Genomic DNA, 15,856 nt, shown 5'->3' on the forward strand with positions numbered 1-15,856 from the left:
TACCGAAGCGTATCACTCGACCCGCTGGCAACAGCGGCTTACTGAGCGTCCCTGACCTGCCCTTCCAGCTCGGCCTTGAGCCCGGGCTCCAGCTTGAGCTGGCGCGCCAGTTCGTCAAGGTAGGCGCGCTCCATGAAGTGCTCCTGATCCACCAGCATCACGCTGGCGATGTACATTTCGGCAGCCATTTCCGGGGTGGTCGCTGTACGCGCCACTTCGGCAGGGTCCAGTGGTTTGTTCAATTCGGCCTGTAGCCAATGCTGCAGGTCCTGATCGGAACTCAGCTTGCTGAACTCGCCCTCGATCAACTCGCGCTCGCGCTCATCGACATGGCCATCCGCTTTTGCTGCGGCGACCAGCGCACGCAGGATGGCCTGGCTGTGCTGCTCGGCTTCGGCCTCGGGCAAACGGTCGATGGTCTGCGGCTCACGCTGGCCGGCAACGCCCTGGCTGGCCTGCCAGTTGTTGTAAGCCTTGTAGGCCAGCACACCCAACGCCGCCAGCCCCCCGTAGGTCAGCACCTTGCTACCCATGCCGCGCGAGCGCTTGCCCTTGAGCAGCCCCATGGCACCGGCGGCCAATGCCCCGCCACCCGCGCCGGACAACAGACTACCCAGCCCACCCTGACCGGTGCCATTACCCTGGCTGCCGCCAAGCAGGCTGCCCAGGCCATTCATCAGGGAATCGCTGCCCGAGGACTTGCCGGACTTACCCTGCGTCTTGTCCTGCAACAGGCTCTGCCCGGACTTGAGCAGTTGATCGAGTAAACCACGCGTATTCACAGGAAACCTCCGATAGCGGTTGTCAGATGATTCATTGACCATCAGCCTGAAGAGAAGTCACCTATTGACACTCAGTGGTGTGCTTCCGGATGTTACGGATGCAGGTGCTCCATTCATCCCCTTGTCCCGATATCGATCGAAACGCTTGCAACCCCAGCCTGTTACGAACGGTCAATAAGACGTGTCCGGAACATAATACGTACGCGTTACCGCACACTTGAATAGATTTTCAATGTAAGAATATTCATATGAATGCCTTGCACCAAAGATGCAGCCCGCGAGGAGCATGTTCCAAGTGATATCCCCTAATGGTTTTCCGGCAAGCGACAGCAAAGCCGCAGAGACTATTCGATCAAAGGACTGGAATCGAACATCGCTCGGGCCGATTGAACATTGGCCGGTGTCACTGAAATGCACCCTCAATCTCATCCTGAACTCGCCGGAGTCGATCTATCTGCTGTGGGGAGCGGATCTGGTGTTTTTTCACAACGACGCCTACACGCCCATTCTCGGTCCGCGCAAGGATGAAGCCATAGGGGCTCTGGTGACTGATCTGTGGGCTGACGTCTGGGATCAGGTGGCGCCGCTGGTCATCGATGCAATGGCTGGCAAGGCCTGTCATTACAAGAATATGCCGCTGAGCATGTCGCGTTACGGTGAGGTCGAGCAGACGTGGTGGTCGTTCTCGTTCTCACCGATAATTGACGAGCATGGCATTACCGTCGGCCTGTTTTGCATTACCAACGAAACCACCCAACAGGTCCTCAATCAACAGGCATTGCAGGAAAACGAGCGTCAACGTCTGGATTTGATCGACAAGCTGGTCAGCCTGGAAAGGCATCAGACTGCCACGCTGGAGCAGCGCACCCTGGAGCTGGACACCTTCTGGGAAATGTCTCCCGATCCGCTGGCGATACTTGATTTCAACGGTATGTTCATGCGCGTCAACCCGGCCTGGACCGCAATCCTCGGGCGCACGCAGCAGGAGTTGCTGGGCAGCTCGATCATGACCCTTCTGCACCCGGATGACGTCGGCAACACCCAGAACGCCCTGAGACACGCGGTCGACCATGTACTGCCGCTGTTCGAAAACCGCTATCAGCATGTCGACGGAACTTATCACTGGTTCGGCTGGACCGCCGCGCCGGGCAACGGAATCATCTTCGCGCTGGGCAAGCACCTGAACCATGAGAAGCAACGCATCGAAGCGCTGCGCGTCGCCGAGGAAACATTGGTCCAGTCACAAAAAATGGAAGCTGTCGGGCAGCTTACCGGCGGCCTGGCCCACGACTTCAATAATCTGCTGATGGGCATTACCGGCAACATGGAACTGCTGCTGTCGCGAATCAGACAGGAACGCTTCACCGAGCTGGAGCGCTACATCAACGCAGCGCTGGAAGGCTCAAGACGTGCGGCATCACTGACGCATCGGCTACTGGCCTTCTCGCGACGCCAGACGCTGGCACCCAAGGCGACCGATATCGATCACCTTGTCGCGGGCATGGATGAGCTGATCAGGCGCACCGTCGGCCCTGCCATCGATATGCAGGTAGTCGCATCGCCTGGCCTGTGGTCGACGCTGGTTGACCCGCACCAACTGGAGAACTCGCTGCTCAACCTGTGCCTCAATGCCAAGGACGCCATGCCGGACGGCGGCCGCCTGCTGATTCAGACCGCCAATCGCAGCTTGAACGCCATCGCAGCGGCAACATTCGGCGTACCTGCGGGGCGTTATGTGGAGTTGTCGGTGAGTGACACGGGCACCGGGATGGATAAAGAGATCATCGGGCGCGCATTCGACCCGTTCTTCACCACTAAACCCACTGGCATGGGCACCGGCCTGGGCTTGTCGATGATTTACGGTTTTGCCCGCCAGTCGGGCGGCGGCGTGAACATCGCATCAAGCGTGGGAGAAGGCTCGAAAATCTGCATTCTGTTGCCGATGCACGAAGGCGATGCAGAAGCCATGGCACTGGACAGCAACGTACTTCAAGTGCCGGCGCAGGGTACAGGCGAGGAGACCATTCTGGTTGTAGACGACGAACCTGCCGTGCGACTGCTGATCGTCGAATTGCTTGAAGACCTGGGCTATGTAGTGTTGCAGGCGGAAAAGGGCAGTGATGCACTGGTTATTCTGCAATCCAAGGCTGCCATCGACCTGCTGATTACCGACGTCGGTTTGCCCGGCGGGATGAATGGTCGACAGGTAGCCGACGCTGCGCGTGATGTTCGCCCTGATCTGAAAATCCTGTTTGTGACCGGCTATGCTGAAAACGCAGTGCTGGCACACGACACGCTTGAACCGGGTATGCACGTACTGCCAAAACCGTTTGCCATAGCCGAGCTGATTAGCCGCGTGACGGAATTGCTGGAAGGCGAGTAAATAAAAACCGAGCGCTTTGCAGCGCTCGGTTCAGGGTTATCCACGCATCGAGATTGACGGTCAGTCGCGCAGATCAGACTCGTGAATCGGCTGATCCCGGTGTGTGGCACGTTGATACTGTGCAGGCCAGGTCGCCAGGCGGCCACCCAGGTCTTCATCGGCACGCAATGGCCAGTAAGGATCACGCAACAGCTCTCGGGCCAGCAGGATAATGTCTGCCTGACCGGTGCGCAGAATATGCTCTGCCTGTGCCGGATCGGTGATCATGCCCACCGTACCGGTAGCGATGTCGGCCTCTTTACGCACCTGCTCGGCAAAACGTGTCTGGTAGCCAGGGCCCACCGGAATTTCCGCTTTCGCTGCGGTGCCGCCCGAGGACACATCGATCAGGTCCGTGCCCAGCGCTTTCAGCCGGCGTGCAAGCTCCACCGTCTCATCGGCATTCCAGCCGTCTTCCACCCAATCGGTGGCCGACACACGAACAAACAGCGGCAACTCTTCCGGCCATACTGCCCGCACCGCTTCGGTCACTTGCAGCGTCAGGCGAATCCGGTTTTCAAACGACCCACCGTACTGGTCGGTGCGCTGATTGCTCAACGGCGATAGAAATTGATGCAACAGGTAACCATGCGCAGCGTGGATTTCGACCACCTTGAAGCCTGCCGTCAATGCACGTCGCGCGGAATCGACGAAGGCTTTGATCAGCTCCTGAATCTGCGTTTCGTTGAGTTGCACGGGCGCGGTGTGCTGCGGATCAAAAGCGATTGCCGAAGGCCCGACCGGGGTCCAGCCGCCTTCAGTAAGGGGCACACTGCCATGCTTGCCCAGCCATGGACGCCAGGTGCTGGCCTTGCGACCGGCATGTGCCAACTGAATGCCGGCCACCGAACCTTGCGCATTGATGAAGCGCGTGATGCGTTGCAGCGGCTCGATCTGTTCGTCGTTCCAGAGGCCAAGGTCTTCGGGCGTGATACGGCCATCCGAAGTCACCGCCATGGCTTCGCTGATGACCAGTCCGGCACCACCGACGGCGCGACTGCCCAGATGCACCAGGTGCCAGTCGTTGGCCAGGCCATCGACACTGGAGTACTGGCACATCGGCGAAACGGCGATGCGATTGCGAAGGGTCAGTTGGCGCAGGGTATAGGGTTCAAGCAGCAGGCTCATGGCAACCTCTCGTAATGACAATTAAGGTGTCCAGGCTCGGTTCATTTGCAGAACAGATTTCAGTGGACCGTGTGTTGTCGACAACCTTTTAGCGAGAGGGGTTCCTGCTGATTTCAGCGCGGCGCGAGGTGGACCACCATCAACTGCACCGTTTCGTTGCCGCGAAACTCGTTCAGGTCCAGCTTGTAAGCCAGCTCGACCCAACGGATATTCGGGTTGGGCCAGACATCGCGGTCGACGCTGAATGCGATGCCATCCAGCTTCACGCTGCCGCATTCCGTCTTGAGCACCATCTTCAAATGGCGCTCGCCCACCACCCGCTGCTCAACCAGTTGAAAGACGCCATGGAACAACGGCTCCGGGAAATGCTGCCCCCAAGGACCGGCGTTGCGCAACGCGCGAGCCAGCTCAAGATGAAATTCTTCGACGGCCAGCGAACCATCCGACAGCAGACGCCCGGTCAGGTCCTGCTCGTCGAGCTGACGCCGTACCTCCAGATCGAATGCGTCGGCAAAGGCCGGATAGTTTTCTTCCGGCAGCGACAGGCCTGCGGCCATGGCGTGACCGCCGAACTTGCTGATCAATTGCGGATGACGTGCCGCCACCGCGTCCAGTGCATCACGTATATGAAACCCGGGCACCGAGCGGGCCGAACCTTTGAGGACGCCCTCCCCGGCGCTGGCAAAGGCGATGGTCGGTCGGTGGTAACGCTCTTTGAGACGCGACGCCAGAATACCGATCACGCCCTGGTGCCATTCGGCATCGAACAGGCACAGGCCGAATGGCATTGACCCCAGCGGCAGGTCCTTGAGCTGCGCCAGCGCCTCGCGCTGCATGCCTTGCTCGATGGATTTGCGGTCTTGATTCAGCTCATCGAGCTGGACGGCCATTTCACGCGCCAGCACAGGGTCATCGCAAAGCAGGCATTCGATACCCAGACTCATGTCATCCAGCCGCCCCGCCGCATTCAGGCGCGGGCCAAGAATGAACCCAAGATCAGTGGAGGTGATGCGCGCAGGTTCGCGCCGAGCGACCTCAAGAATTGCGCGCAAACCCGGACGCGCACGACCGGCACGGATACGCATCAGACCCTGATGCACCAGAATGCGATTGTTGGCGTCCAGCGGCACGACGTCGGCCACGCTGCCGAGCGCGACCAGATCCAGCAGCTCGCCCAAATTGGGCTGGGCACGCAGATTGTTATCGAACCAGCCGATCTCGCGCAGACGCGCGCGCAAGGCCATCAGGACGTAAAAGATAACCCCAACGCCTGCCAGGGACTTGCTCGGAAAGCTGCAACCGGGCTGATTGGGATTGACGATGGCATCCGCTGCCGGAAGCTCTGAACCGGGCAAGTGATGGTCGGTCACCAGCACTTGCAGGCCGGCAGCCTTGGCAGCGGCCACACCCTCGACGCTGGAAATACCGTTGTCCACGGTGATCAGCAACTGCGGTTCGCGTTGCAGCGCCACCTCGACGATTTCCGGCGTCAGGCCATAGCCGTACTCGAACCGATTGGGCACCAGATAATCGACATGCGAGGCGCCCATCAGGCGCAGGCCCAGCACACCTACCGTGCTGGCGGTCGCGCCATCGGCATCGAAGTCACCGACGATCAGCATGCGCTGATCTTCACGCAATGCCGTCACCAGCAGACTCACGGCCGCATCGATACCCTTGAGCTGTTGATACGGGATCAGACGCGCCAGACTCTTGTCCAGTTCTGCCTCACAGGCCACGCCCCTTGAAGCGTACAGACGAGTGAGCAAGGGCGGCAGGTCGCCGAGAAAAGGCAGGGTGTCAGGCAACGGACGGGGTTCAATGCGCATGCGGGTCAGCTGATCTCTTTGCAGTGTCTATTCAGATTCGGGTCAGTCCAGGCCGGACCGGTATCAACCGCGCTCGCCGGCAAGCCATTGCAGTTGCACTTCATGCTGGCCGCGGTCGTCGGTCACGAATATCGTGCCTTCGCTGATCATCACGTCCCACTTGATGACGCGAGGCATGTCCTTGGCCAGCACTTCCAGCACATCCTGCGGCACCGCAGCAATGTTGACGTTTTTCAGGTTCTTGATTGCAGGGATGACCTTCCCTTCCCAGACACGCAGGCTGCCGTAGGCGAGCAGACTGGTGCGCTCGGTACGACGCGAGCACCAGGTCAGACGATCAGCGTCCGGCTGACCCACTTCGATCCAGTGCAAAACACGATCATCCAGACTTTTTTCCCACAACGCCGGCTCGTCCACATCAGACAGACCCCGGCCAAACGCCAGCTGTTCGTTGTACCAGAAGGCATAGGCCAGCAGACGCACGGTCATGCGCTCTTCGGTTTCGGACGGATGCCGGGCAATGGTCTGCTTGACGCTCTCGTAAACCCCGCGATCAAGGTCGGTAAGGTTGAGTTCGAATTTGTAAGTCGTGGACGGCTGGGCCATGAACGGGCTTCTAGAGTCTGGAGGGAAGACCGCAAGTCTAACCGATGCCGGGGCTGTGAACTAACTTGCTGGCGAAGGGATCGGCCAACCGCAGGGTTACGCTGATTTGCGGGATGCGAAAAAATCGATAGTCTGAAACAAAACCTTGATACAGATGATTTTAAAAGACTGCTACGCAGCGCCGCAGGATGTCATTTCCGGATCGCCGTGGGCAGTTGCATGTGACGCAAAAGATGTTGCGCCGCTCAAATACCTGCCACCAATCACTCCTGATTGTGGAATTCTTTTCGAGGATGACAGCCGCGAATGTCCCTTCCTGCCTCGCACTGCGCGTCGATTCGGCTGCTGCTCGCCTTGTCGCTCGTCGGCATCTCCTGTTTCAGCGAAGCCAGAGAGACGCTGACCTGGCTGCTGCGCGACATACCGCCTTCGACCATTTTTTCGGGGAACCTGCGCGGGCAAGGCGCTATCGATCAGCTCATGCCGTTGCTGACGGCACGAATGCCTGAATACAGGCACGTGATGGTACGGGTCAATCGCGCCAGAGGCTTGCAGATGCTCAACGACAGCACCGCGCTCAACTGCGACCCGACCATGCTGTGGACCGCAGAGCGCGCCAAAAACCTTCTCTTCTCCATCCCCATCGTCGCCATATTGAGCAGCGGCCTGATCGTGCGTAAAGAAGACATGGCGCAGTTCGCAGCTTTTATCGAAGACGGGAAAATCGACTTCGCCGCGCTGATGGCGAGCGAAACCATCAAACTCGGCGTGGTTGCCGAACGCAGCTACGGCGCGTTTATCGACGAGACGCTGCAACACGTGGACGACGGATCGCTCATACCGCATTACGGTAACGACGCCGTCGGTAGCCTGTTGCAAATGGAACGTCTGGGCCGCTTGCAAGCTTTTATCAGCTTCTGGCCCGAAGCTCGTTATCAGGCCATGCAACAAGGCATCGCGCCCGAGGAGCTGAGTTTTCTGCCCATCAAGGGCAACCCCACTTACCAGTTCATTTACGTCAGCTGTAGCAAGTCGCCCGCAGGCGAACAGGCAATCGCGAAGATCGATCAGGAAATGCGCGTGCTGCGTGTCGGCAATTTGATGGGCTTTTACGCACAATGGCTGGACCCCTCTCAGCGCGCGAGCTATCTGGAAGACGTCAAGGCAATGTTCGAGAAGGACTAAGAGTGTTATGCAGCAGTCCCCCGGGCAAAGGGGGCCTGCTCTGGGCATTCAAGGTTCCAGCGTCCTTGTCAGCCATCAAACAGCATCAGGAAAACGCGGGTGCCCCAACGAACGCACGGCTGATTGCCGCGTTGCGCATCGCCGCAATGACACAAGGCTCTATTCGCCCTTCTGCCACCATCAGATCACGCCGCAGACCATCGACAACGTCTGTAAGCTGACGCTTGTCGTTCAACTGATCAGCGCCGAATGTACGCTCGATCACACGGGTACCGGCTTTGTCTTTCAGCGTGACCAGGCGCTCGCCCCGGGAACCCGCCTGACCAATACAGGCCTGATAAGGAGCCAGCGCCTCGCTTAGCAGTAAGCTGATATTTTCCATCCGGATCACCACTCAACAGTTTGAATGCAAAGGTGCTTACCAATGACCGTCGAGAACAGTAGAAAGTTCTTTCTACTCCTGGCGGGTCACAGCAGCTGTCTGTGATTTCGAGCATGCCTGTTCAATATGACAGGGAAAAAACCGCAGGCCGATGAGGCGAGGAAACTATCGCGTAGGAAAATTCGGCAAGATCCAGTGACTATTCATACAAGTTGCCTATGGGCCGGCCACCTGTCATGAACAGCACCATCGCTTGCATCATCAGCCACCCCTCCCCTCTGCCCCTTGATGGAGCCGGACCTTGAGCCATTTCAATGCTCGTCCCTTGCGGGTCATCGTGGCGGACGACCACCCGATCTTTCTTATTGGTCTGCGGGTGGTACTGGAGCAGGACGACCTGACCACAGTCGTTGCGCAAGCCTGCACTCCGGACGAACTGCTTGGGGTGCTCGCGCAACATGGCTGTGATGTACTGGTGACAGACTTCATGATGCCGGCAGAACTGCAAAACGACGGGCTGCGCCTGTTGCAGCGCATTCACCGGGACTTTCCGGGGTTGCCGGTGATAGTCGTCACCACGTTGAGCAATGCCGCGCTTTTTCAGTCCATGCTGAACCTCAACGTGCGAGGGCTGTTGAGCAAGGCCAGCCTGGCTGGCGAACTGCCCGACGCGATCAGGTGCGTACAACGTGGGGAACTGTTCCTTGCCGACTCAGTACGCGGCCTCCTCGGCGAGGCACAACAGCACGGGTCTGCCGCACTGATGCCGTTCGAACGTCTGTCGCCTAAAGAACTTGAAGTACTGCGCTTGCTCTCGGCGGGCCATGCGGTCGGCCAGATCGCAGCCCGGCTCAATCGCAGTAAACAGACCGTCAGCGCTCAGAAAGTCTCGGCCATGCGCAAGCTGGGGCTGGCCAACGACGCTGCGCTGTTTATTTATATGCAGGAAAACGGTTTGTCCTGAGATCAGGCCTGCGCCAGAACGTCCTGCAACGGATGGTCGTCACGCTGTGCGATCCATTGCAACAGTTCTGCTGCAGCCATCGGCCGGGCAATAAAATACCCCTGAACGGCAGGGTCGCCCAACGCCAGCAGGTAATGGAAATCCTCGGCCGTCTCCACCCCTTCAACCACTACTGACATGGACAGCCGTTGTGCCATTAGCATCGCCCCGGCCACCACCGCCGATTTGCGCGCATCGTCGGCCATGCCACGCACGAATTCGGTGGGTATTTTCAGCTCACTGAAAGGGAGTTGCAGTAATCGGTCGATGTTCGATGCGCCCATGCCGAAATCATCGATCGACAATTTGCAGCCCTTCATACACAGCCTCAAAAGCCCCTCCAGTTGCCAGGCTTCTGGCCGCGCGGCGTCCTGCTCAAGTATTTCCAGCGTCAGCGCATGGGCCGGCACGCCATGATGCGCAAGAGCCTGCATGATCCGCTCGAAAAAATCGGCCTGTTGCAGCACTTGCGGGTCGACATTGACCGCGACCGACAGCGCCTTGCCCTGCTCGCGCAGGACTTGCGCAGACAACTGCAATGCCTGGTCGAGCACTCGCCAGGTCAGAGGGACTGTCATGCCTTCAGCTTCAATGGTCGCGATGAAGCGGCCGGGGGCCAGCAGGCCATGCACCGGGTGCTGCCAGCGAACCAGCGCCTCGACACCCAGCACCTCGCCGCGCAGGCTGACCTTGGGCTGAAAATGTGCAATCCATTGCTCGGCGACCGACGTGATATCAGCAGGTCTGGTGCCTGTCGGGTGAAAGAGCTCTGCGGCCGAGAGCACTGCAAAGGCGTGATTGCCCGATGACCGCACCGCAGGATCTGGCTGAAGGGAAACGTAAGCCTCAAGCAGCTCGCACAGCGCGGCGGCCGATGCAGGTTTCTGCAAGTACCCCAGCACCTTAAGCCCCTGAGCCCCCGCCAGTTGCGCGACGCCCTCAAGCACACAGGTGGCGGAACTGCTGAGAATGATCAGAGCCTTTGCCAGCGCAGTCTCAGCCAGGAAACGGATCAGTTCGAGGCCGTCCGGTCCGTCCATCTGCAAGTCGCAGATGGCGATATCGACAGCTCCCCGACTGGACAAAGACTGCTTCGCTGCCGCAACGCTGTCAGCCGCCAGCACGTCAAAGACCTGGTTGGCATTGAGCATCTGGTGCAGCGCCATCAATTGGAAAGGATGGTCTTCGAGAATCAGAACCTTGAGTGATTGCACTGTCATGCCTACCGGATCCCGGCCATCTTGGCCAGAGGAACTCCAAGTCTAGTCAATCCAGCGGCAGTGACACATAGGACACGTCCTAAACCTGTCAGCGATTACGGGACGTGTGGGCTGCCCCTCAACCAGTCGGCTCAGCACTGCCGGGTACCTTCAGCAACTGGACCTCAATATCAGCGCGCAGACAGGTGATCGCCTTCTCAAGCGCTGACCAGCATCCGGGCACGCCCGTCTCGCCTTTTTGCCTGACGTTTTGATCCAGCGCAGCACAGGCCTTGGCCAGCGGAACGGCGTCAACCAGGCTGGCCGCTCCCTTGAGACGATGCAGGGAAGCGCTCAGGTTTTTCCAGTCCATCGACGACACTGCGCGCTCAAGCACCGAGTGCTCGTGCAGCAGATTCTTCCATAACTCACTCAGCAACCGCTGCATCTGCTCGGGATTGGCCCGGGTCATGCGGTGCAGTGCGCCCATATCGAACGTCGGCTCACGCACCACATCTCCCAGCTCCTGTGCCAGACGCGTCAGTGACAACGGTTTGATCAGCAGTCCATCCATGCCTGACTGCTCGCAGCGCGCAGCCTCGTCACTCATGGCATTGGCGGTACAGCCGATGACCGGGCATCGCTGGCGCAGCTCTTTAGCCTCGATCTGGCGTATGGCCTCGGTCAATGCGTAACCGCTGATGCCGGGCATGTTGCAATCAGTGATGACGGCATCGAATGGTTCGTCGCGCCAGATCGCCAGCGCCGCTTCACCCCCCTCGACAGACGCGACCCGGTGCCCCAGAAACTCGAGTTGACGGGTCAACACCAGTCGATTGGCCGACATATCATCGACCACCAACACATGCAGGCTGCGCGTATCGACTTCAGGCTGCGAGCGTTCATCAACGGGCAGCACCCGATCGCTGATCCTGACGAGCGGCACGTCGATGGTGACGCATGTGCCCTTGCCGGGCTCACTGTGCAGGCGAATCTCACCCTGCATCAGCTCGACCAATTGCCGGGTTATAGTTAGTCCCAGCCCGCTTCCGCCATACTGCGCAGCCGTGTCACCGCTTGCCTGGGTGAAGGGTTGAAACACCTTTTGCTGGCGCTCGGGCTCGATGCCTGCACCGCTGTCTTCAATGCTGATGCGCACACGCGATGCACCTTCAGGTGCATCGGCCACTTCCACCCTCACGACCACGCCTCCCTCACAGGTAAACTTCAAGGCATTGCCCAGCAGGTTATGCAGTACCTGACGAAGCCTCAACGGGTCCAGCCAGTAGTGACCACTGACCTGCCCGGTCATCTCCAGACGCAGTTGCAGACCTTTTGCCTGTGCCTGAGCCGAGAACAGCTGAATGGCTTCCTCGAAAAACTCGCGAAGTGGCGTCACAGCCAATGACAGCTGCAGGCCGCCTGCTTCGATTCTGGCCAGATCGAGACTCTCGCCGATCAGCGCAACCAGTTGCGTGGCTGAACGGTAAGCCACCTGTAATCCCTGGGACGGTCTGTCGCCCTGACGCACCGCCTGCTCACACTCCAATTCCAGAAGGCCGATGATTGCCCCCATCGGCGTGCGGATTTCATGACTCATGCCAGCCAGAAAAGCGCTTTTTGCCTGATTGGCCTGAGCCGCCTGATGCATGGCGCTCTCAAGTTGCTGCTCCAGCAGCTTGCGCTCGGTGATATCGATCCAGCCGCCCAACAAACCCTGCAATTGACCATCGGCACCGAAGAACGGAGCCGTCCATTGCCAGACCTCCATGCGCTTGCCGGACAGTTGAATAGTGCGGTCACTGAAGGCCGGCTGGTGGTTTTCCAGCAGTTTAAGGTAGTCGGCGTGCATCTGTTCGGCCAGCTGCCGCGGGATGAGATCGACATCGATCAGGCGTCGGCCATTCATGTGCTCGAAACTGATGCCCAGGCTGTGTTCGTAGGCGCGGTTGCAGGAGATCATGCGGCCCTTGAGATCCCGCACATAGATCGGGTTAGGAATGCCATCGAGCAGAGCACGTTTGAAAGCCAATTGATCGTTGAGCAGGCGTTCAGCCTTGAGGCGTTGGAGAATCTGCACCTTGAGACGACCGCTCCAGGCCAGCGACACCAGGCCGGTGAGCAAGGCCAGCGCCACGACCCAGATCACCCACGGCGGAATGCGTCCCCACAGGGAAGGTTGAGGCAGCGACGAGCCCAGCCACTTCAGGCGGATCGAACGTAACTCGGCGACCGGAAATTCTTCCAGTGCCTTATTGAGGATGCCCAGCAACTCGGGCTGGGTCTTGATCACTGAAAAACGGTCAGGCGACCATTTCCCATCGACACTTCGGGCCACTTTCAACTGCCCGGACGGAAACAGGTAGGCGCCTGCCTCATTCTGAATGGTCGCTTTGGCAACACCGTTTTCAACCAATGCGCGGGCCTGATCGTAGGTATCCACCAATCGCAGTTGAATCAGCGGATACTCTCGCCTGATCAGGTCTTCAAGCGCATGCCGGGCAGGAAGCGCAAGGACTTTACCGGCCAGATTGTCGAGGGAGACCTGCGACGAGTCTTCGGAGCGCACCACGAACATCCAGCTGTTGCCCCCGAATGAATAGGTAAAGTCCAGAAACCGACGGCGCGCTGCATTCTCCGCAAGCGTGGTATTCATGTCAGCCAGGCCGGCGCGCAGCACCTCGATGCTCTGCTGAGTGGAAGCCGCTTCCCGGTGTACGAACTGCAGACCGGTCATGCGTGAAATACGCGCCAGCACATCGGCGTTCAGGCCCACCCAGTGGCCATTCTTGTCCTTGTATATGTAGGGCGGATGCTGTGTGGTGGAAATGGTGACGCTGGGGTGTTTGAGCAACCAGCGTCGCTCTGCGCCCGTAAAACGAATCCGTTGTCCTTCTACATCCGCGCCCAGACCCAGCGTCCAGCGGCCCAGCACTTCACGGCTGACCGATGGCGCAATGTTCTCCAGCGCACGGTTGATCAGCGTCAGCAAACGCTGTTCGTCCTGGCGCACTGCAAACGCAAACCCCACGGGCGGCAAGCGGCTTTCGAACTTGATCTGCAGCCCCAGGTACGGGCGCAGGGCCGTGTATGACCGGACGATCACTTCGTTTCCGATAAAGGCGTCCACCTCCCCCTGACTCAAGGCCTCCAGGGCACTGTAAAGGTTCGGCGCGATAATGATCCCGCTGTCCGGGTAGGTGCGGTGCGCAACCTCCGAATCGGCATAACCATCGAGTAACACCACTTTTTTGCCTGCCAGGTTTATGGGCGGGCTGAGGTCGTTGCCACGACCCACCACCACCGAACGGTCAGGCATGTAGTCGGAAGAGAACGCCAGCCCTTTCACGCTTCGTTCGAAGCCGTTGGCACTGGTCAACAGGTCAAGTTTGCCATCGCGCAGCGCCTCGATGGCCTCCTCACGCCTGGCAAACCCTGTGACCTGCATCGGAACGTTCAACTGGTCGCTGACCAGCCCAAGGTAATCGGCGCTGATACCCTGATAACGATTGCGGTCGCTGGTGATATCGATCGGCTCGTAATCGGCGATGGCAATACCGACCCGGATGACTTTGCGCTGATCGAGCCATTGCCGGTCGCGTGACTCAATGACGAGATCGTCAGACGCCACGAAAGGCGCGGTGAGGGTAAACGGCAAGCTTTGTGCGGCGCTGAGGGTCTGAGCGAACAACAGACCCAGCAACACCCATACCATGCGACGCGCGCAGTCCTTTGCGGTTTTACCTGTCTTCCTGACGACGCTCTGCATACGTGCTTGCTTCACTGCGATTGACTCTTTTGTGTGGGCTGAAAACCCTCGAAGTTTGGCACGTAGAAACAGGAAGGCCCGCCAAATGGCGGGCCTTAAGTTGTTACACGACGCTTCTATTAGAGCGGTTTGCCACGGTTGCCATGCTGACTGACAAATGCCTGTATGGCTTTCAGGTCATTGGGTAGCACGGTGCAGCGTTCGTCGCGCTCGAACAAATCAGACAAATGTGCAGGCAGCTCAAGCGCTTTTCCTACGCCTGCCTTCTCCACTGCTTCCGGGAACTTGACCGGGTGCGCCGTTCCCAGGATTACCATGGGCGTATCCAGACTGCGACGACACTCACGCGCGGCCTTCACCCCGATGGCGGTGTGCGGGTCAAGCAACTCGCCGGTCTTCGCAAACACGTCGATGATGGTCTCGCAGGTCTGCTCATCGCTGACCGCCAGCGAGTCGAACAGCTTGCGGGTTTCGGTCCAGCGCTCTTCTTCGACACTGAAACCGCCGCCCTGCCGGAAGGTGCTCATCAGCTCGGCAATGGCCGAACCATTGCGGCCATGCATATCAAACAGCAGACGCTCGAAGTTCGACGAAACCATGATATCCATGGACGGCGACAAGGTAGCGTGCAGGGTTTCCTTGACGTACTGATTGCCGCTCATGAAGCGGTGCAGGATGTCGTTGCGGTTGGTGGCGACGATCAACTGGTTGATCGGCAAGCCCATATTGCGCGCCAGGTAGCCGGCAAAGATGTCGCCGAAATTACCGGTTGGCACCGAGAACGATACTGAACGCGCCGGACCGCCCAGTTGCAGCGCAGCATGGAAGTAGTAAACGATCTGGGCCATGATCCGCGCCCAGTTGATCGAGTTGACAGCTACCAGACGCGTGCCCTTGAGGAAGCTCTGATCGGCAAAGCTGGCCTTGACCATCTCCTGGCAATCGTCAAAATTGCCTTCCACCGCGATGTTATGAATGTTCTCACCGAAGATGGTTGTCATCTGCCGGCGCTGAACATCCGACACACGATTGTTCGGGTGCAGAATGAAGATGTCGACGTTGTCACACCGACGGCAGCCTTCGATGGCCGCAGAACCGGTATCGCCCGAGGTGGCGCCCATGATGACTACCCGCTCGCCACGCTTGGCCAGCACGTAATCCAGCAAACGGCCGAGCAATTGCAGCGCGAAGTCCTTGAACGCCAGAGTAGGACCGTGGAACAGTTCGAGCACCCACTCGTTGCCGTTGAGCTGGCGCAGGGGCGCAATAGCACTGTGGGCAAACACACCGTAGGTTTCTTCCAGAATCTTCTTGAAATCGGCATCAGGAATGCTGCCGGTGACGAACGGGCGCATCACCCGGAAAGCCAGCTCGTGATAAGGCAGGCCTGCCCAGGAAGCAATTTCCTCCTGAGTGAAACGCGGCAGGTTTTCCGGCACATAAAGGCCGCCGTCGCTGGCCAGACCAGTCAACAGCACGTCTTCGAAATTCAATGCAGGCGCTTGCCCGCGAGTACTGATATAGCGCATGGGATCAAACCTGTGGTTTGAG

At 59.0% G+C, this 15,856-nt stretch carries 11 protein-coding genes; 3 read left to right on the forward strand and 8 right to left on the reverse strand.

Annotated features, from left to right (window positions below; translation table 11 throughout):
- Positions 1 to 38 precede the first annotated feature (38 nt).
- Complete coding sequence (locus tag N018_RS18760; RefSeq protein ID WP_024644348.1) at positions 39 to 782, reverse strand: tellurite resistance TerB family protein; 744 nt, start codon at positions 780 to 782, stop codon at positions 39 to 41.
- A 295-nt stretch (positions 783 to 1,077) separates the two neighbouring features.
- Here N018_RS18760 and N018_RS18765 point away from each other — a divergent pair, with 295 nt between their 5' ends.
- Positions 1,078 to 3,165 (forward strand): hybrid sensor histidine kinase/response regulator, encoded by a 2,088-nt coding sequence (locus N018_RS18765; protein WP_024644347.1) that lies wholly within the window; start codon positions 1,078 to 1,080, stop codon positions 3,163 to 3,165.
- A 60-nt stretch (positions 3,166 to 3,225) separates the two neighbouring features.
- Here N018_RS18765 and N018_RS18770 read toward each other — a convergent pair whose 3' ends face one another.
- The 3 genes from N018_RS18770 to N018_RS18780 all read right to left on the reverse strand — a co-directional run bounded on the left by N018_RS18770 (position 3,226) and on the right by N018_RS18780 (position 6,767).
- Complete coding sequence (locus tag N018_RS18770) at positions 3,226 to 4,332, reverse strand: NADH:flavin oxidoreductase/NADH oxidase (RefSeq protein WP_024644346.1); 1,107 nt, start codon at positions 4,330 to 4,332, stop codon at positions 3,226 to 3,228.
- A 113-nt stretch (positions 4,333 to 4,445) separates the two neighbouring features.
- Complete coding sequence (recJ, locus tag N018_RS18775; RefSeq protein ID WP_025390449.1) at positions 4,446 to 6,161, reverse strand: single-stranded-DNA-specific exonuclease RecJ; 1,716 nt, start codon at positions 6,159 to 6,161, stop codon at positions 4,446 to 4,448.
- 63 nt (positions 6,162 to 6,224) lie between these two features.
- Positions 6,225 to 6,767: a YaeQ family protein gene (locus N018_RS18780; RefSeq protein WP_024644344.1), complete on the reverse strand. Its 543-nt coding sequence runs from the start codon at positions 6,765 to 6,767 to the stop codon at positions 6,225 to 6,227.
- Between the two features lie 306 nt (positions 6,768 to 7,073).
- Between N018_RS18780 and N018_RS18785 the strand changes: the two genes are divergently transcribed.
- Entirely contained in the window at positions 7,074 to 7,952 is an 879-nt protein-coding gene (locus tag N018_RS18785; RefSeq protein WP_024644343.1) for a TIGR02285 family protein, read from the forward strand.
- An 85-nt stretch (positions 7,953 to 8,037) separates the two neighbouring features.
- Here N018_RS18785 and N018_RS18790 read toward each other — a convergent pair whose 3' ends face one another.
- On the reverse strand, positions 8,038 to 8,334 hold the full coding sequence (locus N018_RS18790; RefSeq protein WP_024644342.1) for a DUF3509 domain-containing protein: 297 nt from the start codon (positions 8,332 to 8,334) through the stop codon (positions 8,038 to 8,040).
- 301 nt (positions 8,335 to 8,635) lie between these two features.
- On the opposite strand from N018_RS18790, the gene N018_RS18795 reads away from it, so the two are divergent.
- Positions 8,636 to 9,298, forward strand: coding sequence for a response regulator transcription factor (locus tag N018_RS18795; RefSeq protein ID WP_024644341.1), 663 nt, complete (start codon positions 8,636 to 8,638; stop codon positions 9,296 to 9,298).
- 2 nt (positions 9,299 to 9,300) lie between these two features.
- Here the strand turns inward: N018_RS18795 and N018_RS18800 are convergent, their stop codons facing one another.
- The 3 genes from N018_RS18800 to thrC form a co-directional block, all read right to left on the reverse strand.
- The gene (locus N018_RS18800) at positions 9,301 to 10,557 is read right to left on the reverse strand and encodes an EAL domain-containing response regulator (protein WP_032632504.1); all 1,257 of its coding nucleotides are present in this window, start codon (positions 10,555 to 10,557) and stop codon (positions 9,301 to 9,303) included.
- A 118-nt stretch (positions 10,558 to 10,675) separates the two neighbouring features.
- Positions 10,676 to 14,251 (reverse strand): ATP-binding protein, encoded by a 3,576-nt coding sequence (locus N018_RS18805; protein ID WP_025390450.1) that lies wholly within the window; start codon positions 14,249 to 14,251, stop codon positions 10,676 to 10,678.
- A gap of 173 nt (positions 14,252 to 14,424) precedes the next feature.
- Positions 14,425 to 15,834 carry a threonine synthase gene (gene thrC, locus N018_RS18810; protein ID WP_024644339.1) on the reverse strand — a complete coding sequence of 470 codons (1,410 nt, stop codon included), beginning with the start codon at positions 15,832 to 15,834 and terminating at the stop codon, positions 14,425 to 14,427.
- Positions 15,835 to 15,856 lie beyond the last annotated feature (22 nt).

Origin of the sequence: Pseudomonas syringae CC1557, assembly GCF_000452705.1 — a bacterium.
Lineage (GTDB): Bacteria > Pseudomonadota > Gammaproteobacteria > Pseudomonadales > Pseudomonadaceae > Aquipseudomonas > Aquipseudomonas syringae_F.

What these genes read in the sequence shown, in the direction of transcription:
- N018_RS18805 (WP_025390450.1), bottom strand. Translation starts at nt 14,251, where the DNA reads ATGGTATGGGTGTTGCTGGGTCTGTTGTTCGCTCAGACCCTCAGCGCC.
- N018_RS18770 (WP_024644346.1), bottom strand. Translation starts at nt 4,332, where the DNA reads ATGAGCCTGCTGCTTGAACCCTATACCCTGCGCCAACTGACCCTTCGC.
- thrC (WP_024644339.1), bottom strand. Translation starts at nt 15,834, where the DNA reads ATGCGCTATATCAGTACTCGCGGGCAAGCGCCTGCATTGAATTTCGAA.
- recJ (WP_025390449.1), bottom strand. Translation starts at nt 6,161, where the DNA reads ATGCGCATTGAACCCCGTCCGTTGCCTGACACCCTGCCTTTTCTCGGC.
- N018_RS18790 (WP_024644342.1), bottom strand. Translation starts at nt 8,334, where the DNA reads ATGGAAAATATCAGCTTACTGCTAAGCGAGGCGCTGGCTCCTTATCAG.
- N018_RS18785 (WP_024644343.1), top strand. Translation starts at nt 7,074, where the DNA reads ATGTCCCTTCCTGCCTCGCACTGCGCGTCGATTCGGCTGCTGCTCGCC.
- N018_RS18800 (WP_032632504.1), bottom strand. Translation starts at nt 10,557, where the DNA reads ATGACAGTGCAATCACTCAAGGTTCTGATTCTCGAAGACCATCCTTTC.
- N018_RS18780 (WP_024644344.1), bottom strand. Translation starts at nt 6,767, where the DNA reads ATGGCCCAGCCGTCCACGACTTACAAATTCGAACTCAACCTTACCGAC.